The organism is Sandaracinus amylolyticus, from assembly GCF_021631985.1.
Classification (GTDB): domain Bacteria; phylum Myxococcota_A; class Polyangia; order Polyangiales; family Sandaracinaceae; genus Sandaracinus; species Sandaracinus amylolyticus_A.
Genome location: NZ_CP070225.1, coordinates 6107859 through 6129094, shown reverse-complemented (window position 1 = coordinate 6129094; position 21236 = coordinate 6107859). Strand labels below are relative to the sequence as shown.

Here is a 21236-nt window from a genome sequence, read left to right as displayed (position 1 = left end):
GCGACCGCGAGATGAGATCCTCCCGATCGATGTCACGCATCGCGATCGTGCTCGGTCTGTCGTTCCTTCTCTTCGCGCCACGCGCGCGCGCCCAAGAGGTCATCGAGGGCGAGGTGCCGAGCGAGGGCGACTACTTCGTGATCCCCTTCGAGGTGCCCGAGGGCGTGGTCGAGATCGAGGTGCGCCACGACGACCTCTCGGACGTGAACATCCTGGACTGGGGCCTCTTCGATCCCAGTGAGTTCCGCGGGTACGGCGGAGGGAACACCGAGCCCGCGATCGTCGGAGTCGATGCGGCGTCGCGCAGCTATCTCCCCGGGCCGATCACGCCCGGCACCTGGAGCGTCTACGTCGGCAAGGCGCGCGTCGACGAGACGCCTGCGCGCTATCGCATCGAGATCGTGCTGCGCGACACCGCGACGCTCGCGCCGCAGCCCGAGCGGGCGCCCTATGCGCCGGTGGACGCGCTCGAGACCGAGGCGCGCTGGTACGCCGGCGACTTCCACGTGCACTCGCGCGAGAGCGGCGACGCGTCGGGCACGCTCGACGAGATCGCGATGTATGCCGAGAGCATCGATCTCGATTTCGTGATGCTCAGCGAGCACAACACGACGTCCCAGCTCGAGCTCTACGCGGCGACCCAGGCGGCGCACCCCGCGCTGCTGCTGGTGCCCGGCATCGAGGTCACGACGTACCAGGGCCACGCGATGTCGCTCGGCGGCACGACCTGGATCGATCACCGGCTCGGCTTCGAGGGGATCACGATGGCGGAGATCGCCGGCGCGGTGCGCGACGACGGCGCGCTCTTCTCGATCAACCATCCCTCGCTGAACCTCGGTGACGCGTGCATCGGGTGCGCGTGGAGCGCGACGCTCGACGGTGCGGCGATCGACGCGATCGAGATCCAGACCGGCGCGCTCGGCCCCACGAGCCTGTTCCTGCCGCGCACGATCATGCGCTGGGAGGGGCTCGTCGCGGCGGGGCATCGCGTGGTCGCGCTGGGCGGCAGCGACGATCATCGCGCGGGCACGGGCACCGGGACCCTCGACAGCCCGATCGGCAGTCCGACCACGATGGTGTGGGCCGAGGAGCTGAGCGTCGCCGCGATCCTCGAGGGCGTGCGTCGCGGGCGCACCGTCGTGAAGCTGGGCGGCCCCGACGATCCGATGGTCGAGCTCTCGTCGCCCGAGCTCGGGCCCGACGACGACACGATCGTCGCCGACTCCGTGACGTTCCGGGTGCGCGTCACCGGCGCAGCGCTCGGGGCGAGCCTGCGCCTCGTGCGCAGCGGTGTGCCCGGCGAGGACATCGAGGTCGTCGGAGATCCCTTCGAGCACGAGACGACGATGGTCGCGGGCGCGAGCGAGGACTTCGTGCGCGCCGAGCTGCTGATCGGCGGGCGTCCTCGCGTGATTACGAGCCATCTCTTCGTGCGGCCGAGCACGCCGGGCGGGCCCGATGCGGGCGTCGCGCCCGATGCGGGCGCCGTCGGTGAGCCGGGTGGCGGTGGGTGCACGTGCCGCGCGACGAGCACCGGGAGCGGCTCGCGCGCGTGGCCGCTGATCGCGCTCGTGATCGGGGTCGGGATCGTGCGGCGTCGATCGCGGATCACGTGAGGTCGATGTGCACGCCGTCGCGCACGCGCGTGCTCCGCGCGAGCATCGCGAGCGCGACGCGCCGGTGCACGAGCTGCTCGAAGCGCACGGTCTTCCACACGCGTCCGTCGCGCATCAGCTCGATGCGATCGACGTGCTTCACGACCTCGATCTCGCTCCACGCCGCGCTCGCGCCACCGACCTCGACGCCTTCGCGCCGCACTCGCAGCGGACCGAAGTCGAGCGTCTCTCCTGCATCGAGCGCGTCGCGCGCGTCGTCGACGAGCGGATCGGAGCAGCGACGCTCGAGCAGATTCGCGAGCCCTTCGAGGTCGTGCAGCTCGTCCGAGCGCAGCTCGAACGAGGCTCCGTCGTGCGTCGTGAGCCGGACGTTCGGTCCCGAGATGATCCCGACGCCGAACAAGACGGGTCGCGTCTCCGGCCCGACGACGAGACGATCGACGTCGCTCCACGCGATCGCGCGTGCGATGCGGCGCAGGGTGATCACGATCCCGCCCTCGTGCACCGCGACGTGCGGTCGGCGTCGCGTCATCTGGAGGACGGCGAAGAGCACGAGCCCGAGCGTGCATCCCACGAGCAGCGCGATCGGAACCGCGCGCATGGGAACGCGCGCTCGGAGCGCCGCGATCGTCGCGATCACCGGGAGGACGACGGCGCCCACGATCGTGGCCGGGTCGCGCTTCGCGCGGTGCTCTCCGATGCGAGCCCCGAGGTCGATCTCCGGTGCTGCGGCTCGCTCGGGCGGCGAGGGGCGGCGATACGGCGAGGACACGCAGGTGCGTATCGCACGCCCGGATCGCGATCGCATCTCGCGATCAGAAGATCCCGCTCAGCGTCAGCCCCGTGATCTCGTCGCCCGCGCCGGGGCGCACCATCATCGTGATGGGCAGCCCCCCGCCCTCGGAGCGACGGTTCGACGACTGCGGGCGAGGTCGCGCGTAGTGCAGCGCGAGCGGCATCCCCCAGCCGATCAGCGAGCCGAGCAGCGAGCTGATCACGACGTCCGACGCCCAGTGCAGATCCGACATGAGCCGCAGGAAGCCGACGCTCGTCGCGAGCGTGAGGCTCGACGCGCACAGCGCATACGCGCCTTCGGTCGAGCCGACGATCCACGGGTTCATGATGTGGTGCACGCAGGTGAGCCCCGCCGACGCGTAGGTCATCAGCGAGTGCCCGCTCGCGAAGCTCGCGACCGGCCCCATGCCGGTATCGGAGCACGTACCGTTCGGCGCGCACTCCATGTGGCGCGGCCGGACGCGCCCGGTGAGGCGGTTCGTCGCCCACGTCACGAGCTGCGCGACCGCGGTCGTCTCCGCGCTGATCAGCAGCATCTGCAGCATCGTGTCGGTGTCGCCGTGCACCGCGCCCGCGAGCAGGAGCGAGTCGATCAGGAACGGCCAGATGATCATCGTCTCGAGGATCACGTGGCTGACTGTGTTGATCATCTGCTGGTCGTCGATCGTGTCGAGCGCGAACGCGCGCGCGGCCGCGCGGTCGAGCGGGAGCGGCTGGGTCCATCGCACCACCGGGTCGGTGGCGACGAAGTAGATCGTGAGCGCCGCGGCCTCCGCCCCGAGCGTCAGCGCGACGTTCCCCCAGCCGAAGCGCTCCCACTGCGGCTGCCAGTGCGAGCGACCGTACTCCCATCGCTGCGGCGGCTCGCGCAGCTCGGGCATCTCCTCGCTCGCGGCCTCGACGGCGGCGTCGACTCCTGGTGCCTGCGCGTGTGCCGTGGCGAGGGGCACGATCAGCAGGAGCGCAGCGATCGCGATGGCTCGGAGCACATCGAATCACCTGAGAACCGCGGGCCCTGGGCGCGAGTCGCGAGACGGCGCTGCGGCGCGGTCCGACGGGGCGCATCGCGACACGCGCGTCAGCGCGCGACGAGCGACCACACCCCGGACGCGTCGCGCCGCGCGTCGAGCAGCGACTGCGACCACACGCGATCGATCGTCACCTCCGCGCGATCGCGCCCGCGCATCCGCACCGCGATGACCACCGGCGCGCGCAGCCCGTAGCGACGCTGGTAGGCCGCGAGCTCGTCCTCGCGCAGCACCAGCACGCGCGCAGCGCCCTCGCCGCGCGCACCGAGGTCGAGGCGCGCGCCCGAGCGCACCACGACGTGCAGCCCTTCCTCGTCGCCCGCGATCTCCCGCGCCGCGGCGAGCCAGACTCCGTCCGCGTCGCTCGAGGGCGCTGCGCTGCCGAGGGGCGAGACGTCGTCGCCGTCGCGCGTTCCGTCGCCGTCGGTGTCGGGATCCCATGCGTCGGTGAGGAGCCGTTGCTCGGTGAGATCGGTGAGCCCGTCGGCGTCCTGATCGCGACGGAGATCCTCGAGCCTGCAGCGCACCAGGCGCTCGCGGCCGTCGCGCGTGGTGCTCGTCGCGTCCGCGGGACGGAACTCGATCGACGCGTCGTCGATCGCGCGCAGCTCCGCCTCGATCCGGACCTCGCCCGCGTCGACGAGGCGGACCATCGGGTTGTCGACGAGCACCAGCGGGCGCATCGCGGTGAGCCCGAGCGCGAGGTCCTCTTCGGTGCCCGACGTGCCGTCGCGCAGCCGCACGCGATAGCCGAGATCGCCCACGTCGGACCGAGGATCGAGCGCCGCCGATCGATACACCACGCCTTCGCTCGCATCGACGCGCGCGGTCGTGATCGCGTCGTCGGGAACGTCGATCGACACCCGCGCGCGGAGCGACGCGAGGTCGTCGCCGCCTCGCACGCGGCGGCGGAGCGCCGGCGGCAGCGGCTCGACGGTGCACGCAGGGAAGGGCGCGTCGCGGAGCCGCGCGAGCACGCCGTGATGGAGATCGTCTTCGGCGAGCGGGCCGTGCGCCGGCACGATCGGCGCGGGCGCCGCGCGCGCCTCCTCACGCTCCTCGCCGCGCGTCTCCTCGGGCGGGCTGGGCGCTTCGCTCACCGTGGGCTCGGTGCGCGTCTCGCGCGCGCTCGTCGCTGCGCCGCCACATCCCACCACGAGCACACCGAGCATCACCGCGATCGCACGCATCCGTCGCCTTCGCTCCATGCTCGCTCTCCTCCGCTCCACGTCCGTCCGACGTTCCCCGGCGTGCCGCCTGCAAGGTCCCTCGACACCGCATCTCGGTCGCCGGTTCCACATCCGCGAAGCGGACATCGGGGGCTGGCGTGCGCGTTGCGGGGCTCATGTCGATCGAGGAGGGAACATGCCCATCTCCATCGTGCCTCACGCCGAGTCGTGGAAAGACGCTGTCGAGTCCTTCAACGCACGCATGCGCGCGGGCGGCTCCCGATACGGGTTCTACGTCGCGCCCGAGCCTCCGTGGCTTCCCAAACGCGAGCCGTCGCAGCCCGTCTGGCGCGAGTACTACCTCGTCGTCGAGGACGGAAGAGAGGTGCGCGGCGGCTACGCGCTGAAGCCTCAAGAGTGGTGGGTGCGCGGCTCGTCGCACACCGTGACGGATTGGCAGGGGCCGTTCTCCGAAGGGGCCGTGTCGAACCGCTACGGCGCGCTCGGGCTGCGCATGCTCCGCGACATGGTGAGCAAACGTCCGCTCCTCTACAGCTGGGGCCACGGCGGCGAGGACGCCGCGCTCTTCAAGCTGATCAAGGGGCTCGGCTGGATGCTCTACGCGACGCCGCTGATGTTCCGCATCGTGCGGCCCGCGCACTTCGCACGGAAGAACGGCGTGCTGCGTGTCGATCCGCGCAAGCGCATGGCGCTCGACGCGCTCGCGTTCACCGGGCTCGCCTCGATCGGCGGTCGCGCGCTCACCACGGCGCTGCGCATCTCGTCGATGAAGAGCTTCGGTGCGAAGGCCGAGGTCGTGCCCGAGTTCGGTCCGTGGGCCGATCCGATCTGGGATCGCGCGAAGCACGACTACGCCGCGATCGCGGTGCGCGATGCGCGCGCGATGAACACGCTCGTGCCTCGGACCGGAGCGCACTACGAGTGGTCGGAGCAGATCCGCCTGCGAGTGCGAGACCGCGAGGGCAACGACCTCGGCTGGGCGGTCGTCTGCAAGAGACGGATGGAGAATCACCCGCGCTTCGGCGATCTCCACGTCGGCACGATCGTCGACGCGCTCGCGCCGGTGCGCAACGCGGGCGAGGTCATCCACGCGGCGTACGACTGGCTGGAGCGCGCAGGCGTCGAGCTCGTCATCGCGAACCAGAGCGACCCGCGGTGGATCCGAGCGTTCGAGGAGAACGCCTTCCTGCGCTACGAGCGCGGTCGCTACTTCTGCGCGGCACCTCCGCTCGTCGAATTGCTCTCGCCGTGGGAGGACACGCGCGAGCGCATCTTCCTCACGAACATGGACGGTCACGGACCGATGGGTCTCTGATCGCGCGCGTGCGATCGGAGCCGCTCGGCCCGGGACTACGGTGGGCACCGCGCGCGAGTATCTGACCGCCCGAACGACGCACGAAGACGTGCAGAGGACGGGCGGGGATGGACTTCGAGTGGGACGAGGAGACGCGCGCGGTCCGAGCTCACGTGATGGACGTCGCGCGACGGATGTTCCGCCGCGATCGTCGCGAGGTCCGAGAGCTGCGCGCGACGATGCGCGAGCTCGGTGCGCTCGGGGTGCTCGGCATGCCGATCCCCGAGGCGCACGGGGGCAACGGCGCGGGCATCGTCGCGGCGGTCGCGGCGCTCGAGGCGCTCGGTGAAGCGGGCATCGACGGCGGCACCGCGTTCTCGCTGGGCGCGCAGGTCTGGGCGGTGCAGATGCCGATCCTCGCGTTCGGCAGCGACGCGCAGAAGGACGCGATCCTCCGCCGTCTGTGCAGCGGTGAGCTCGTCGGTGCGATCGCGCTGAGCGAGCCGGGCGCGGGCTCGGATCTCTTCTCGATGCGAACGCGCGCCGAGGAGCGCGACGGACGCGTGGTGATCCACGGGCGCAAGGCGTGGATCACCAACGCGCCGATCGCCGACGTCTTCATCGTGCTCGCGACGGTGGGCGAGGCGGGCGGCGCGTTCGTGCGCACCGCCGCGTTCCTCGTCGAGCGCGACACGCCCGGGCTGATCGTCGAGGCGCGCACGCCGAAGCTCGGTCTCGACGAGAGCCCGATGGCCGAGGTGGTGCTCGACGGCTGCGAGGTGCCGAAGAGCGCGATCCTCGGTCGCTGGGGCCGCGGGGCCGAGATCTTCGAGCACGCGCTCACGTACGAGCGAGGCGCGCTCGCTGCGCCCTTCGTCGGCGCGATGAAGCGCCAGCTCGATGCGTGCGTGGAGCACGCGAACGAGCGCAAGCAATTCGGCGGTCCGATCGGGGCGTTCCAGGCGGTCTCGCACCGCATCGCCGACATGAAGCTGCGGCTCGAGACGGCGCGCCTGCTGCTGCATCGATTCGCGCGCACGATGGCGAGCGGCGCCGACGCGACGCTCGATGCGGCCCTGGTGAAGCTGCACGTGAGCGAGAGCTACGTGCAGTCGTCGCTCGACGCGATCCAGCTCCACGGCGCGGCTGGCTACGCGACCGAGCTCGGCGTCCACGCAGATCTACGCGACGCGATCGGGCTTCGCATCGCTTCGGGGACCAACGAGATCCAGCGCAGCGCGATCGCGCGATCGCTGGGAGTGGGGTGACGACGATGACGTTCCTCCTGCACGCGATGCTCGAACGAACCGCGGCAGCGCGTCCCGACCATCCGGCGATCCGCGAAGGAAAGGACACGACCGACTACCGCACGCTCGCGGCGTGGAGCGCGGCCATCGCGGGCACGCTGCGTGCGCTCGGCGTGAAGCGCGGCGATCGCGTCGGCATCCACGCCAAGAAGACCTCGCGCACGCTCGCCGCGGTGTTCGGCGTGCTCCGCGCGGGCGCCGCGTACGTGCCGCTCGATCCCGGCGCGCCTCCGGCCCGCGTCTCGTACGCGATCGAGAACGCGGGGATCCGCGTGCTCGTCACGTCGCGCGTGCGGCTCGACGAGCTGAGCGCGCAGGGACATCTGCGCGGCATCGAGGCGGTGATCCTCCTCGACGAGAGCGGGCCGATGGCGGCGCAGCGCACCGCGCGCGGTGGACCGCGCCTGGTCGGATGGGACGCCGCGACGAGCGATCCCGAGCGTGCACCCGCGCTCGTCGGGGTCGACACCGATCTCGCATACATCCTCTACACGTCGGGCTCGACCGGTGTGCCGAAGGGCGTCGCGATCGATCACCGCGCGAGCACGTGCTTCGTGTCGTGGGCCGCGCGCCGCTTCGAGCTCGTGCACGGCGATCGCGTCACGAGCCACGCGCCGCTGCACTTCGATCTCTCGACGTTCGATGTGTTCTCGAGCGTCGCGGCGGGCGCGACGATCGTGATCGTCCCCGAGGGCACGTCGACGTTCCCGGTGCGCTTCGCCGAGCTCATCGAGCGCGAGCGCATCACCGTCACGTACCTCGTGCCCTCCGCGCTCTCGATGATGGCGGAGCACGGCGAGCTCACGAAGCGCGATCTGAGCGCGCTGCGCACCGTGCTCTTCGCGGGCGAGGTGTTCGCGCCGAAGTACCTGCGCGCGTGGCTCGAGCACGCGCCGAAGGCGCGTTTCTACAACCTCTACGGGCCGACCGAGACGAACGTCTGCACCTACCACGAGGTCGATCGCGAGGACGCGCGCACCCGCGACAAGCCGGTGTCGATCGGCGGTCCGATCGAGAACGTCGACACGTTCGTCATCGACGAGGACGGCGCGCAGGTCACCGCGACGGGCGCGGTCGGCGAGCTCTGGGTGCGCGGCGCGTGCCTCGCGCGCGGCTACTTCGGAGACGCCGAGAAGACCGCGCGCGCGTTCGTGCCGAGCCCGCTGCACCAGGGCGTGCTCGAGCTCGCGTACCGCACCGGCGATCGCGTGCGCATCGAGGAGGGCGGCACCTACGAGTTCCTCGGGCGCAACGATCACCTCGTGAAGACGCGCGGCTACCGCGTCGAGCTCGGCGAGATCGAGACCACGCTCGGAGCGCACCCCGCGGTGTCGCTCGCGGCCGCGGTGCCGGTGCCCGATCCGATCGTCGGCCACCTGATCCGCGCGTTCGTGGTGCTCGCGGACGGCGTCGCGCCGCCCTCGCCCGGCGATCTCGAGCAGTTCTGCGCCGAGCGTCTGCCTCGCTACATGCTGCCCGAGTCGATCGAGATCGTCGCCGAGCTCCCGCTCACGTCGAGCGGCAAGACCGACCGCCGCGCGCTCCTCGAGAGCGTCGCGGCACGAGAGGAGGCTGCAGAGTGAAGAACAGCGAGCGCATCGAGCGCTACGTGCTGAGCGACCTCGGGCGTGGTCGCGCGCGCGGCACGATCGGACCGAACGACGATCTCATCGAGGCGGGCATCCTCGACTCGCTCTCGATCGTGCACCTGATCCGCTATCTCGAGCAGGCGTTCGACATCGAGGTCCGCGACGAGGACATCGTGCCCGAGAGCTTCCGGACGCTCGCCGGGATCTGCGGTCTGGTGGATCGCCTGATCGCGCGCACCCGCGTGGCGTGATCGGAGAGCGCGACGCGTCCCGCTGGGGCGCGTCGCGCTTCGTGCTCAGGGGATCCCGCTGACGCGCCTGGGCGTGCCGGCTTCGCTCCAGCAGTACACGCCCTCGCCGATCACCGCGCACGACTCGCCGGTGCCCGCCGAGATCTGCGTCGCGTCCGCGTCGACGATCACCTCGGGCGTCCCGCCGAAGTCGCGACCCCAGCACCGAACCTCGCCGCCGACCAGCGCGCACGCGTCCTGCGATCGCACCGACACCTGCGTCGCGCCGCTCGTGATCGTCGCGACCGCTGCGGGGCTCGCGCTCATCGCCGGCGCGCCCGCGCCGCGGCCGAGCTGGTCGTACTCGTTGTCGCCCCAGCACACGACCGTGCCGTTGCCGCGCACCGCGCACGCCGAGACCGCGCCCGCGTCGAGATCGACTGCGTCGGTGATGCTCCCGTCGCCGAGCTGTCCGTACGTGTTGCTGCCGACGCACTGCACCGCGCCGCTGCGCCGCCGCCAGCAACAGAAGTCCGCGCCGACCGCGACCTGCACCGCGTCGCTGGGCGCGGCCCCGCAGCGCGTCGTCGTGCTCGTCGCGCAGTCGTAGTCGAACGAGACGCACGCCGTGCTGCCGTCGCGGCGCACTGCGCACATCTCGTAATAGAACATGTCGATGTCGACGACGTCGGTGCCGGTCATCACCGCGACCGGCTCGGTGTTGCCGCAGGTGTCGTCGCCGCCCCAGCAGTGCACGTCGCCGCCCGACGTGCGCGCGCACGTGTAGCCGATGCCGTCGAGGTCGAGCTCGACCACGCCGGTGAGCCCCGCGACCGAGACCGCGGCGCTGCGGTCGGTCTGCGTGCCGTCGCCGAGCTGACCGTAGTTGTTGCGGCCCCAGCACCACACCGTCCCGAGCGCGCTCACCGCGCACGCGTGGCCCGAGTCCGACGAGACCGCGACCGGCACCTCGCACGCGCGCTCGTCGACGCCCCCGTCGCAGTCGTCGTCGCGGCGATTGCACATCTCGGCCTCGGTCGGGTGCACCTCGGGATCGTCGTCCGCGCAGTCGTCGCCGCAGGTGCGCACGCCCTCGCCGCTGACGTTGCAGCACGTCGCCGCGAACCAGCCGTCGCGATCGCGGTCGAGCTCGCCGAACGTGTCCTGCCGGCAGTCCTCGTCGTGCGCCTCGGCGTCGCAGACCTCGGTGTTGCCGGGGAAGCACTGGCGATCGTCGTCGTCGCAGTCGTCGCCGCCGCAGCCCATCGCCTCGCTGCCGTCGCCGTCCGCGTCGCACGCGTCGCAGCGGTCGGCGCTCTCGTCGCAGCTGTCGGCCGCGCACGGCGCGTCGCCGGTCACGCAGCCGCGCGCGTCGGCGCCCGGCGTGCTCGGCGCGCACCGCTCGGTGCCGTTGCACCACGTGTCGTCGTCGCACGCGTCGTCGGACGCGCAGGTGCTCGGCGCGTCGGCGAGGCTCGCGTCGGCCGCGCTCGCGTCGGTGCCGGCATCGGGCTCCGATGCGGCTGGGCTCTCGCCGCACGCGATCGTCACGAGGAAGAAGAGCGGCGCGGATGCGAAGAAGAGCGGTCGCACGCGCGCGAACGTGTCTCTACGCCCGCGCGGGGTCAACGTCCGCGCGCTGCGTCGTCGCGCTCCGCGGGCGTGCCGTGCGCCGGCTGCTCGGGACGGCGCAGGCGGACGCGCTGCACGCGTCGCTCGCTCGCCTCGACGACCTCGAGGATCGAGCCGTCGTCGAGCTCCACCCTCGCACCGACGCTCGGCACCGCGCCGAGCTGCGCGAGCACCAGCCCACCGAGGGTCGCCCACCGCGCGCTCGTCGGCAGGTCGAGATCGAGCCGTCGATTCACGACGTGCACGCGCGTGGTCGCGGGCAGCACGTACGAGCCGTCCTCGTCGCGCAGGAACCCCGCGTCCTCGTGCGCGCCGCCGACGAGCAGCGAGCCCACGACCTCCTCCGCGAGATCGTCGATGTCGATCACGCCTTCGACGCCGCCCGATTCGTCGACGACCACCGCGATCGGGATGCGGCGCGACTGCAGCTGATCGAGCACCTCGAGCGCGAGCGCGGTCTCCGGCACCGCGTGCACCGGGCGGAGGATCGCCTCGAGCCCGCCCTGCACGCGCCCCGCGATCAGGCGCCCGACATCGCGCGTGCGCACGTAGCCGATGAAGTCCTCGCCGCCGCGGCGCACCGGGAAGCGCTCCTCGTCGGTCGAGTCGATGCGCTGCGCGAGCTCCTCGATCGTCGCGCTCGCATCGATCGCGACGATCGCCGCGCGCGGGATCATCACCGAGCCGACGTGGAGATCGTCGAGCGAGATCGCGCGCACGGCCATGTCGCCGGCGCGCTGCGAGACCTCGCCCGCTCCGGCGGCCTGATCGATCACCGCGAGCACCTCGTCGCGCGAGATCTGCGACTCGCTGAAGCTCGTGCGATCGCCGAACCCGCGCAGGATGAGGTTCGAGCTCGCGGTCAGCAGCCACACGAAGGGCGCGCTCAGCCGCCCGAGGAGGAAGAGCGGGCGCGCCGCGACCAGCGCGTAGCGCTCCGACCACTTCAGCGCGAGCGACTTGGGCACGAGCTCGCCGAGCACCAGCGAGAGGTACGAGACCACCACGACGACGATGGTGAGCGCGATGCGTTCTCCCGTGTCGTGCGAGAGCCCGCACGGCTCGAGCGTGGTCGCGAGCCGGTCGGCGATGGTCGCGCCGCCGAATGCCGCCGCGGTCGAGCCCACGACGGTGATCCCGATCTGCACCGTCGCGAGGAAGCGCTCGGGATCGCGCCGGAGCCGCGCCAGGAACGCGCCGGCGCGGGTCTCCGTCGCGAGCTCCTCGAGACGCGTGGAACGCACCGAGATGATGGCGATCTCCGCGCCGGAGAAGAGCCCGTTCGCGAAGATCAGGGCGAGCACGATCGCGATCTCGAGGGTCCAGGGCACGGGTGTCGAGGCCTCCTGCCCCGGTACATGGCCGCCGATCGTGCGTTCCGCACCTTCGGAGCGACTGGATCGGCACGGTTGCGCGCGCAACTCCGACGGTTGCGCATGCAACTCTCACGGTTGCGCACGCAACCGTGGCGCGCCATGCTCGCGGCGTGTCCACCTCGGTGCCTGCCGGTGAGCGCGATGCGCTCCGCCTCCGTGCCTCGCTGCAGCGCGTCGTGCGCCTCAGCGGCGCGCTCGAGCCCGACCGTACCGCGTGCGGTCTCGACCTCTCGCCGTCGCACGCGCACGCGCTGATGCTGCTCGCGTCGGCGCCCGAGGGGTCCCTCGCGCCGCGCGACCTCGCGAGCGCGCTCGGGCTCGACAAGAGCAGCGCGACGCGGCTCGTCCAGCGGATGACCGACGCCGGGCACTTCGAGGCGGCGCGCGACGCGGAGAACGCGCGCTTCGTCCGGCTCGCGCTCACCGCGAAGGGCACGCGCGCGGCCCGCATGGTGGAGCGCGCGAGCCTCGAGCGTCACGCGCGGCTGGTCGCGACGATCCCGCGTCGCGAGCGGGCGAGGGTGCTCGGCGCGCTCGAGCTCCTCGTGCAAGCGATGGCCGTCGTGCCTCCCGGAGGGGCGGAATGACGCGCTCGCTGCTCGTGCTCGTGTGCCTCGCGCTCGGGTGCTCCAGCGCGCCCGCGGCGCCACCTCCGGATCCGCACGCCGAGCTCGCGGAGCTCGATCCGCGCACGCCGGTGCCGCTCCTGCCGCGCATGGCAGCGCACCAGCGCGCGCAGATGCGCGGTCACCTGGTGGTCGTGCAGGAGGTCACGGACGCGCTCGCGCGCGACGATCTCGCGGCCGCCGCGAGCGCCGCGTCACGCCTGGGCACGAGCGACTCGATGACCGCGATGTGCACGCACATGGGCGCGGGCGCGCCGGGCTTCACCGAGCGCGCGCTCGAGATGCACCACCAGGCCGACGCGATCGCGCACGCCGCGCGCGAGGGTGATCGCGCGGCGACCACACGCGCGCTCGCGACGACGCTCGCGTCGTGCACCGGCTGTCACGCCGCGTACCGTCAGGAGATCGTCGACGAAGCGCGGTGGGCCGCGCTCACCGCGAGCGCGCACTGATCAAAGATCGGCTTCGCGCGCTGCCGTCCGGTCCCTCCGGGACGAGCACTCCTGCAGGGCTCAGAACCAATCGGCTCGCCGCTCCGGTCCCTACCGTCCGCGCGCTTCGCGCGCTCCCGTCCGGTCCCTCCGGGACGAGCACTCCCGCCGGGCACCGACAAAAATCGGCTCGCCGCTCCGGTCCCTACCGTCCGCGCGCTTCGCGCGCTCCCGTCCGGTCCCTCCGGGACGAGCACTCCCGCCGGGCTCAGAAGCCGCGCGCGGGCGTCGGGCGCTGCAGCCAGTTCGTCGACGGATACGCGCTCTCGCCCGAGACGAGGTGCAGCGTGTAGGCGTGGCGCGACGCCGGCGATCGGTTCGCCTGGCTCATGTGGGGCACCAGCCCGTCGAGCACGATCACCGTGCCCTTCGGCACCTCGAGCGGCACCAGCAGCGAGTCGTCCCACGGCGTCTCGTCGCGCACCTCGAAGCGCGTCGCGCGGCCCTCGCGCACGAAGCGCGACTTGAGCCCCGCGTGGTGCCCGCCCGGGATCGCCCACAGACACCCGTTGCCGCGGTGCGCGTCCTCCAGCGCGAACCAGAGGCCGATCATCGCCTCGGGCTCGGTGTGGAGGAACGTCGAGTCCTGATGACAGCGCACCTCGCCGCCGATGAACGGCTGCTTGAAGATGTACATCGACTGCATCAGCAGCGGCGCTGCGAGCCCGAGCTCCGCGACCAGCGCTTCGATCTTCGGATCGCGCGAGAACGCGTCGAACTCCGGATCGAGATCGTGCAGCGCGTGGCCGATCTTGTTGATCGAGCGCTCCTTCGGCTGGCGCAGCACGCCGCTCGCGTCGAACGCGTCCTCCTCGAAGAAGAAACGGATCTCGCCGGCCGAGTCGAGGAAGTGATCGTCGCTGTGCCGCGTCTGCTCGTTCGTCGTGAACACCGAGCGATGCGCGTCGGGGTCGAACCCCGCGACGAGGCGATCGGCGTGGGCGCGCAGCGCATCGCATCGCGCGGGCTCGACGAACCCCTCGAGCACCAGGAAACCATCCCGGCGATAACGCTCGCTCAGCACGTTCATCTTCTCGAATGCACCACGGACGTGACGCGCGATCAAGCTCGCTCGTCGTCGTGATCGCGCAGCGTGCGGATCGTCGCCCACGGCGCGCCGCCCCACTTCGGGCGCGCGAGGCGCTGCGACGGATAGATGCCGCGATGTCCGGTGAGGAGGTACGCGAGCACGGCGACGATCACGACGTGCGGCAGCACGCTCGCGCCGAGCAGCTCGACCGCCATGATCGAGAGCGCGAGCGGCGCGTTCGACGCGGCCGCGAACACCGCGGCGAGACCGACGCCCGCGCCGACGTCGATCGGCAGGCCCATCGCGCGCGCGAGCACGCTGCCGAGCGCGGCCCCGACGAAGAAGAGCGGCGTGACCTCGCCGCCGAGGAAGCCCGCGCCGATCGTGATCGCGGTGAGGAGCAGCTTCGCCGCGAACGCGTAGACCGGGAGCGAGGGATCGGAGAACGCGCGCACGATCGTCGGCACGCCGAGCCCGAGGTACTCGCTCGTGCCCAGGAGCTGCCAGAGCACGACCACCGCCGCGCCGCCGAGGAACATGCGGAACGGAAGCCGCGTCACCCGCGCCTTCAGCGTCGTCTTGATGCGATGCGTGAGCTCGATGAACGCGGTGGTCGTCGCGGCGATCGCGATCGCAAAGAGCACCCACTGCGCGAGCAGCATCGGTGTGAGCGCGAGCGGCGCGAGCGTCGGGTAGGGCGTGTGCACGATCCCGATCCCGCGCGTCACGAGATCGCCGACGATCGACGCGACGAGCGCGGGCACCAGCGCGTCGTACTCGAGGCGCCCGAGCACGACGAATTCGAGCCCGAACACGCACCCCGCGATCGGCGTGCCGAACACGCTGCCGAACCCGCCCGCGACGCCCGCCGCGAGGAGCTGTCGTCGCACCGGACCGTCCACGCGCAGCCGGAACGCGATCGCGTCGGCGAGGCTCGCGCCCATCTGCACCGCGGTGCCCTCGCGTCCCGCGCTGCCGCCGAAGAGGTGCGTCAGCACGGTGCCGACCAGGACCATCGGCGCCATGCGCAGCGGCAGCTGCGGGCCTTGATCGTGGATCGTGTCGATGACGAGGTTGTTGCCGCCCTCGATCGATGCGCCCCAGCGCTCGTAGATCGCGCCGATCACGAGCCCCGCGAGCGGGAGCGTGAAGACGACGACCTCGTGCTCGGTGCGGAAGTCGGTCGCGAGATCGAGCAGCCAGAGGAAGAGCGCGGACGCCGCGCCGCACGCGACGCCGACGAGGGCGCCCAGCGCGACCCACTGACCCAGCCTCTTCCAACCCTCGCGATCGATCATCGGCATCCCTTCTGCGCCGAGGAGATCGCCCGGGGGAGCTCCTACGGCGCGCCGCGCTCCGCGGGTCGCGGAGCTGCGCATCGTAGGAGTCATTGGCTGCATCGAGGCAGCGGTTCTCGGCGGACTCCACCGCCATCTGTCGGGCTGCTCGTGATCCTCGGAGACGCGCGCGGTCGCGTCAAGCGCGCGTGCTACACACGCGAGCGTGCTCGGGCGGCGCAAGGAGCGGATCGCGATCCACGACGCGCTCGCCTCGGGTGCGCGCGTGATCACGCTCGTCGGGCCGGGCGGCGCGGGGAAGACGACGCTGGCCGAGGCCGACGTCGGGCGCTCGCGCGCGCTCGTCGTCGACCTCGAGAGCGGGCGCGATCCGCTCTCGGCGATCGCCGAGGCGCTCGGGCTGCGCAGCGCGGCGCTCGGTGCGGCCGAGATCGCGGCGGCGCTCGACGCACGCGGTGCGATCGAGGTGCTCGCGGATCGCGCGGAGCCGGTCGTGGACGCGCTGGTGGCGGTGCTGCCAGCGCTGCTCGACGGCGCGCCCGATGCGACGTGGATCGTCACGTCGCGGGTGCGGCTCGGCATCCGCGACGAGCACGTGGTCGCGATCGGTGGGCTCGAGGAGGACGACGCGATCGCGCTCTTGCGGGCGCGCGCACCCGGCGCGTGGGACGAGCCCGCGCTCGCCGCGATCGCGCGCGCCACGCGGGGCATGCCGCTCGCCCTCGAGCTCGCTGCTGCGCGCCTCGTCGACGAGGCGCCCGCGGTGGTCGCGCGACGGATCGCGTCGCAGGGCGAGACCGATGCGGTCGGCGCGGCGATCGAGAGCGCGCTCGATGCGCTCGCGCCTCGGCTCGCCGTCGCGCTGCGCGCGCTCGCGCGTCTCGAGGGACGCTTCGCGCACGACGCCGCCGACGCGCTGCTCGCGTCCGCGTCGATCGCGGCGCTGCGTGATCGTGCCCTCGTGCAGCGCGTCGCGGACGGCGCCCCGGGCTGGCATCGACTGCACGACGAGATCCGCGCCTCGGTGCGCGCGCGCACCGAGCCTCGCGACGCGGAGCAGCTCGATGCGCTCCTCGCGACGTGGCTCGCGCGCGAGTCTCCGCGATGGGCGCACGAGCTGCACGAAGGCGAGCCCTCGGCCGCGCTGCGCGCGCTCGCTGCGCACGAGCGGGATCTCGCGAACGCGTTCGAGCGACGTCGCGTCGATGCGCCGGAGATCGCGGCGCGCATCGCGCTCGGTCTCGAGGCGTGGTGGCTCTCGCGCGCGCCCGAGGCGCGCCACGCCGCGCTCGTCGACGCCGCGATCGAGGCCGCGGATCGTGCGGGGGATCTCGCGCTCGCGGTCGATCTGGCGCGCGTGCGCGCGCGGGCGCTCTTCCTGCGCGGTCGGTTCGCCGACGCGCGTGGGGCGTGCGCGGACGCGATGCAGCGCGCACGTGCGGGCGGGGATCGCCGCGGCGCGCTCGCGGTCTCGAACGTCGCGTCGGCGATCGCGCGGGAGATGGGCGATCCCGGCGCGGCACGCGCGCTCGCGGAGCGCGCGATCGAAGAGAGCCGCGCGCTCGGCGACGCCGAAGGCGAGGTGCGCGCGATGCACAACCTCGCCTCGGCGCTCGTCGTGGGCGACGACCTCGCGGCGGGTCGCGCGCTGTATCTGTCGACGCTCGCTGCTGCGCGTGAATTGCGCATGCGCCGCATCGAGGCGCTCTGTCTCGCGAACCTCGCGACGGTGCACGAGGCCCTCGGCGAGCTCGAGCTCTCGCGCGCCCGCAGCGCGCAGGGGATCGCGGCGTTCGCCGCGCAGGGGGATCGGATGATGACCGCGAAGCTCGCGATGCGGGCGGCGCGCGTCGCGATCCGTACGGGCGCGCTCGACGAAGCGGAGCGCGCGATCGCGAGCGCGATCGCGGACGCCGAGCAGCTCGGGGATCGCGGATTGGTGCTCGAGGCACACCTCGCGCGCGCCGAGCGTCACGCCGCGCGCGGCGAGCGCACCCCCGCGCGCGCCGAGGCCGACGAAGCGCTCGCGCTCGCGCGACGGCTGCGCGCCGGCGCCACGATCCCGGAGATCGAAGCGCTCCTCGCGTCGCTCGGCGACGACGAGGGCGACGCGCACCGGGTCGAGCTCGCGATCGACGAGGACGCATCGTCGTTCTCGCTCGACCGCGGAGCACCCGTCGATCTCGCGCGACGCGCCAGCCTGCGCCGCATCCTCGTGAACCTCGTGGCGAGACACGCGCGTGGCGAGTCGGCGAGCGTCGCGGATCTCGTCGCGGCCGGCTGGCCCGGTGAGAAGATGAGCGCGGAGAGCGGCGCGGAGCGCGTCTACACCGCGATCGCGACGTTGCGCCGTCTCGGCCTCGCGCCGGTGCTCGCGCGGCGCGACGGCGGGTACGCGCTCGATCCCGCCGTCGTCGTCGTGCCGCGCTGATCGATCAGGGATCGCCCCAGAGATCCGTCGTCCCGAAGTGCGCCTCGACGAAGGGATCCGAGCCGAAGAAGCGCAGCGGGAGCGTCTGCGCGAGACAGCTCGTGTCGAGCTCGGCGCGGGGATCGCGCACGAACTGCAGGAGCAGCTCGCGCCCGCACGTCGTCGTGTGATCGTCGGTGAGCACGCCCTGCGCGATGACGGAGTGCGCGGCGTTCGGGATCTCGACGTAGCGCTGGTGCGGGCCGTCGAGTCGCTCGCCCCACGGACGCGCGTGGCGAGCAGGCGTCGCGGTGTCGAGATCGGCATTCATCCCGAGCACGGGAATCGACGTCTCGCCATAGCGCCCCGCGAGCGCGTCGACGTAGTGCGGCCATCCATCGATCTCCCACCCGATCGAGCGCGAGACGCCGCGGCACATCAGCGTTCCTTCCCAGCGCGTCTGCAGCTCTTCGCGCGAGGGATCGCTCGGCTCCCACATCTCGCCGGCGACGATGTTGATCGCGAGCGGGAACGAGTACTTGCGAGGCCCGCCTCCTCCTCCGCCGGCCGGCGGCGCGCCCATCGTGCCCGGCTCGAAGCTCGCGCCCGCCGCGAAGATCGGCCCGAAGAAGAGCTGATAGAGATGCTGGATCACCGCGCGATCCGCGTCGTCGCACCGGGTCATCCGATGGATCAGCGCGGGCACGAGCTGACGCGTCCCGTACCCGAACATCATCTGTCCGAGCGCGGTGCGCAGCAGCTCCACGTCGACCGCGGGATCGCCGAGCATCGGACAGTGCCCGGCCGCGACGCGCTCGTGCAGCGATGCGAGCGCCGCGACCGGATCGTCACCGAGCCGCGCGCGACACGCCTCGTGCTCCGCGCAGCGCGCGAGGATCATGCGACCGGCCTCGTCCTCCCAGAGATCCTGCTCGGACAAGAAGCAGTCGTCGGGCGCGCACATCGAGTCGAGCACCACGCCGTCCGCCTGGTCGGGCGCGATCTGCAGATATCGATTCGCGAGATAGGTGCCGTAGGAGATTCCGAGCACCACGACTCGATCGTCCTCGTCGTGCTCGAGCTCGATCAGGTGCCGCACGTCGTGCGCGGCGCTCGTCGTCGAGAAGTGCGCGAGCCGCGCGGCGCCCCATTGCGCGAGCATCGCATCACGACAAGCAGGCCACTCGTCGGGAACGATGTGCGCGCCGCCCGGCGAGAACGGGGCTTCTTCGTTCGTGCACACGAGGCGCGTCGAGTCTCCGGTGCCGCGATGATCGGGGAAGTAGATGTCGAGCCCGTGATCGCGCGCCGCGATCACGGCCGCGAGCCCCTCGAAGTCCTGCCCCGACTGGCCGGGCCCGCCCATCAGCACCCACATCGCGCGGCCCGATGGCTCGGCTGCGACCACGCGCTCGACGAAGAGCTCGATGTGCTCGCCCTCGGGCGCCGACCAGTCGAGCGGTACGCTCACTCGCGCGCACTCCGCGGTCACGCTCGGTGCGTCCTGCAGTGTGCACGGCTCCCACGCGATTCCTTCGCTCGCGACGCTCCCGTCGTCGATCGCACCGGCGTCGATCGCCGGCACGCTCGCGTCGGGCATCACCGCGACGTCGTCGCCTCCACATGCCGCGAGCGCGAGCGCGCCCACACCGATCGTCCATCTCGTCTTCGCTCGAGGCACACGCACCTCCATCGAGGCGGTGCTACCCGAGGCATCGCGCGCGCTCGCCCGAAACGAGCCGAAATCCGCGGCGTGCGCCGACTGACGGGGGGCGAGAGGGGAGGCGCGCAGCCTCCCCCGGGAGAATCAGTGGACGCGCGCGCCGCTCATTCCGCGACCCCGCGGAGGCACGGTGTCGAGCGTTGCGGTCAGCACGTCGACCATGTCCTGGGCGCGACGATCGAGATCGGCGAAGGTGCGCACCTCTCCGGTCACCGGGTCTGCCACCTGCGCGCCGACGAGGAAGCCCGAGAGCACTGCCTCGGCGCCCGCCTCGCGCGTGCCGACGTGGAGGAACCGCGTCGCGGTCTCGCCCGCGTGGCACCCGCTGCACGTGTTGAGCGAGAACTGGTGTCGCGCTGCGGCGTGATCGGTGAGCCCGGGCGCGTCCCAGAAGAAGCGGCTCGTCGGCGTCGGACCGATCGCGCCGAGCTGACCCGGGGGGACCCGATACGAGCCGTCGAGGATCGCCGACTCGTGGCTGCGGATTCGATTGCGCAGCTTGTTCGTCCCGTTCTCCGAGAAGTCCGGCGTCTGCTGGATCGGCGCGAGGTGCAGGCCCGACTCCGAGAGCAGGAATTCACGCAGCTCCCAGATCGGCGTGATCGCGATCTCGTTGGTGCGCACCTGCGCGATCGCGCTGCCGTTGGGACGACCGGGCGCCATGTTCGCGCCCGCGAAGAGGTGCGTCACCTCCTCCAGCGCAGCGTTGTAGTCCGGACCGAACGGAATCGCGCCGAGGTCGTGCCAGCGCTGTGCCCATTCCTGCACTTCGGCGGCGGTGTCCGCGACCTGCGTGTACTCGAAGATCACCGTGAATCGGAGTCGCTCTCCCGCTGGTCCGAGCACGCCGAACACGAACCGTCCCTCGCCGGAATGACGGGTGTGCGCGTCTTCGCTGCCCCCCGGCCCGGTGAGCTCGGCATCGCGCAGATCGAGGCGATTCACGATCGCGAGCAGTCGGAACGGCGCCGACGCGAGATCGAGCTCGCAGCTCGTCGCCCCCGCGGCGCACCCACTGCGGGCCAGCCAGGGATCGATGATCAGTGTGCGAATGGGCGGACGCGCCGGAGCGACGGAGTCGCCGAATTGCTGATCGACCTCCCACTCGCGGAGCCACTGCATCACGAATTCGCCGGGCGGAATGTCACCGGCCATCTCGCTCATGAGATGCCCGAACGTCCACACTCCGTCGCCCGTGGTGCGCACCGGATCTTCGACCACCGAGAGATCCGTGATCATCAGCTCGCGCTCGACGTCGATCACGACCGCGCCGGGCGGCGGAATCGTATCCACGGGCGGCGGATCGATGATGTCGACCTCGGGCGCGCCCGCGTCTCCCAGCACCAGCACCGTGTCGTCGGGACGTGTCGTCGAATCCGTCGCCCCTCCGAGCGCGAGCGAGCCGGAGCCCGGTGTCGCCTCTCCGCCGCAGCCACCCCAGACGAGCGCGCCGACGACGGCAGTCCACGTGAAAGCACGATTCCAGTGCATCTCTTGCTCCCTCTCGAGTGCGCGAGCCGTGTGCGGGCCGATTGGTACGCTCCGACTGCGATGTTTCGAGAAGGTACGAACTGGCACGCTCACGAGGAACGGGGGGATCT

General features: G+C 72.0%; 17 protein-coding genes and 1 riboswitch. Of the genes, 8 read left to right on the top strand and 9 right to left on the bottom strand.

The genetic code is table 11. The features are described from left to right. Positions 1–29: 29 nt before the first annotated feature. Positions 30–1616: a CehA/McbA family metallohydrolase gene (locus tag I5071_RS25945; RefSeq protein ID WP_236515523.1), complete on the top strand. Its 1587-nt coding sequence runs from the start codon at positions 30–32 to the stop codon at positions 1614–1616. Here the strand turns inward: I5071_RS25945 and I5071_RS25940 are convergent. From I5071_RS25940 to I5071_RS25930, 3 genes are all read right to left on the bottom strand, one after another. Beyond that, positions 1609–2424 carry a DUF6585 family protein gene (locus I5071_RS25940; RefSeq protein WP_329611072.1) on the bottom strand — a complete coding sequence of 272 codons (816 nt, stop codon included), beginning with the start codon at positions 2422–2424 and terminating at the stop codon, positions 1609–1611. The genes I5071_RS25945 and I5071_RS25940 overlap by 8 nt on opposite strands. 7 nt (positions 2425–2431) lie before the next feature. Further along, a complete protein-coding gene (locus I5071_RS25935; RefSeq protein WP_236515521.1) occupies positions 2432–3400 on the bottom strand; it encodes a phosphatase PAP2 family protein in 969 nt (322 codons plus the stop codon). A gap of 89 nt (positions 3401–3489) precedes the next feature. After that, positions 3490–4647, bottom strand: a complete 1158-nt coding sequence (locus I5071_RS25930) for a hypothetical protein (protein ID WP_236515520.1) — start codon at positions 4645–4647, stop codon at positions 3490–3492. A gap of 157 nt (positions 4648–4804) precedes the next feature. Here I5071_RS25930 and I5071_RS25925 point away from each other — a divergent pair, with 157 nt between their 5' ends. The 4 genes from I5071_RS25925 (at position 4805) to I5071_RS25910 (ending at position 9070) form a co-directional block, all read left to right on the top strand. Then, positions 4805–5944 carry a hypothetical protein gene (locus I5071_RS25925; protein ID WP_236515519.1) on the top strand — a complete coding sequence of 380 codons (1140 nt, stop codon included), beginning with the start codon at positions 4805–4807 and terminating at the stop codon, positions 5942–5944. A gap of 107 nt (positions 5945–6051) precedes the next feature. Then, on the top strand, positions 6052–7191 hold the full coding sequence (locus I5071_RS25920; RefSeq protein WP_236515518.1) for an acyl-CoA dehydrogenase family protein: 1140 nt from the start codon (positions 6052–6054) through the stop codon (positions 7189–7191). A 5-nt stretch (positions 7192–7196) separates the two neighbouring features. Continuing rightward, positions 7197–8813: an amino acid adenylation domain-containing protein gene (locus I5071_RS25915; RefSeq protein ID WP_236515517.1), complete on the top strand. Its 1617-nt coding sequence runs from the start codon at positions 7197–7199 to the stop codon at positions 8811–8813. Next, on the top strand, positions 8810–9070 hold the full coding sequence (locus I5071_RS25910; protein ID WP_236515516.1) for a phosphopantetheine-binding protein: 261 nt from the start codon (positions 8810–8812) through the stop codon (positions 9068–9070). Before I5071_RS25915 ends, I5071_RS25910 begins: the two co-directional genes overlap by 4 nt. A 45-nt stretch (positions 9071–9115) precedes the next feature. On the opposite strand, the gene I5071_RS25905 is transcribed toward I5071_RS25910, so the two are convergent. Further along, complete coding sequence (locus I5071_RS25905; protein ID WP_236515515.1) at positions 9116–10642, bottom strand: MopE-related protein; 1527 nt, start codon at positions 10640–10642, stop codon at positions 9116–9118. Between the two features lie 32 nt (positions 10643–10674). Next, on the bottom strand, positions 10675–12012 hold the full coding sequence (locus I5071_RS25900; RefSeq protein ID WP_236515514.1) for a hemolysin family protein: 1338 nt from the start codon (positions 12010–12012) through the stop codon (positions 10675–10677). 155 nt (positions 12013–12167) lie between these two features. On the opposite strand from I5071_RS25900, the gene I5071_RS25895 reads away from it, so the two are divergent. Then, positions 12168–12644, top strand: a complete 477-nt coding sequence (locus tag I5071_RS25895) for a MarR family winged helix-turn-helix transcriptional regulator (protein ID WP_236515513.1) — start codon at positions 12168–12170, stop codon at positions 12642–12644. Continuing rightward, positions 12641–13135, top strand: coding sequence for a cytochrome c (locus tag I5071_RS25890; protein WP_236515512.1), 495 nt, complete (start codon positions 12641–12643; stop codon positions 13133–13135). The genes I5071_RS25895 and I5071_RS25890 overlap by 4 nt, the downstream gene beginning before the upstream one ends. Positions 13136–13382: 247 nt before the next feature. Here I5071_RS25890 and I5071_RS25885 read toward each other — a convergent pair whose 3' ends face one another. Together I5071_RS25885 and I5071_RS25880 are read right to left on the bottom strand one after the other, a co-directional pair. Beyond that, a complete protein-coding gene (locus tag I5071_RS25885; RefSeq protein ID WP_236515511.1) occupies positions 13383–14204 on the bottom strand; it encodes a phytanoyl-CoA dioxygenase family protein in 822 nt (273 codons plus the stop codon). A gap of 32 nt (positions 14205–14236) precedes the next feature. Next, entirely contained in the window at positions 14237–15502 is a 1266-nt protein-coding gene (locus I5071_RS25880; protein WP_236515510.1) for a chloride channel protein, read from the bottom strand. Positions 15503–15578: 76 nt separating this feature from the next. Then, positions 15579–15645: riboswitch (Fluoride riboswitch) on the bottom strand. Positions 15646–15707: 62 nt separating this feature from the next. On the opposite strand from I5071_RS25880, the gene I5071_RS25875 reads away from it, so the two are divergent. After that, a complete protein-coding gene (locus tag I5071_RS25875; RefSeq protein WP_236515509.1) occupies positions 15708–17933 on the top strand; it encodes a hypothetical protein in 2226 nt (741 codons plus the stop codon). A gap of 4 nt (positions 17934–17937) precedes the next feature. On the opposite strand, the gene I5071_RS25870 is transcribed toward I5071_RS25875, so the two are convergent. Both I5071_RS25870 and I5071_RS25865 read right to left on the bottom strand, forming a co-directional pair. Next, a complete protein-coding gene (locus I5071_RS25870; protein ID WP_236515508.1) occupies positions 17938–19593 on the bottom strand; it encodes an alpha/beta hydrolase family protein in 1656 nt (551 codons plus the stop codon). A 126-nt stretch (positions 19594–19719) separates the two neighbouring features. Further along, positions 19720–21219 (bottom strand): hypothetical protein, encoded by a 1500-nt coding sequence (locus tag I5071_RS25865; protein ID WP_236515507.1) that lies wholly within the window; start codon positions 21217–21219, stop codon positions 19720–19722. Positions 21220–21236 lie beyond the last annotated feature (17 nt).

Bases quoted from the DNA above. Each gene is read 5' to 3' on its own strand.
- I5071_RS25885 (WP_236515511.1), bottom strand. From the start codon at position 14,204: ATGAACGTGCTGAGCGAGCGTTATCGCCGGGATGGTTTCCTGGTGCTC.
- I5071_RS25880 (WP_236515510.1), bottom strand. From the start codon at position 15,502: ATGATCGATCGCGAGGGTTGGAAGAGGCTGGGTCAGTGGGTCGCGCTG.
- I5071_RS25930 (WP_236515520.1), bottom strand. From the start codon at position 4,647: ATGGAGCGAAGGCGACGGATGCGTGCGATCGCGGTGATGCTCGGTGTG.
- I5071_RS25925 (WP_236515519.1), top strand. From the start codon at position 4,805: ATGCCCATCTCCATCGTGCCTCACGCCGAGTCGTGGAAAGACGCTGTC.
- I5071_RS25920 (WP_236515518.1), top strand. From the start codon at position 6,052: ATGGACTTCGAGTGGGACGAGGAGACGCGCGCGGTCCGAGCTCACGTG.
- I5071_RS25940 (WP_329611072.1), bottom strand. From the start codon at position 2,424: ATGCGATCGCGATCCGGGCGTGCGATACGCACCTGCGTGTCCTCGCCG.
- I5071_RS25890 (WP_236515512.1), top strand. From the start codon at position 12,641: ATGACGCGCTCGCTGCTCGTGCTCGTGTGCCTCGCGCTCGGGTGCTCC.
- I5071_RS25945 (WP_236515523.1), top strand. From the start codon at position 30: ATGTCACGCATCGCGATCGTGCTCGGTCTGTCGTTCCTTCTCTTCGCG.
- I5071_RS25915 (WP_236515517.1), top strand. From the start codon at position 7,197: ATGACGTTCCTCCTGCACGCGATGCTCGAACGAACCGCGGCAGCGCGT.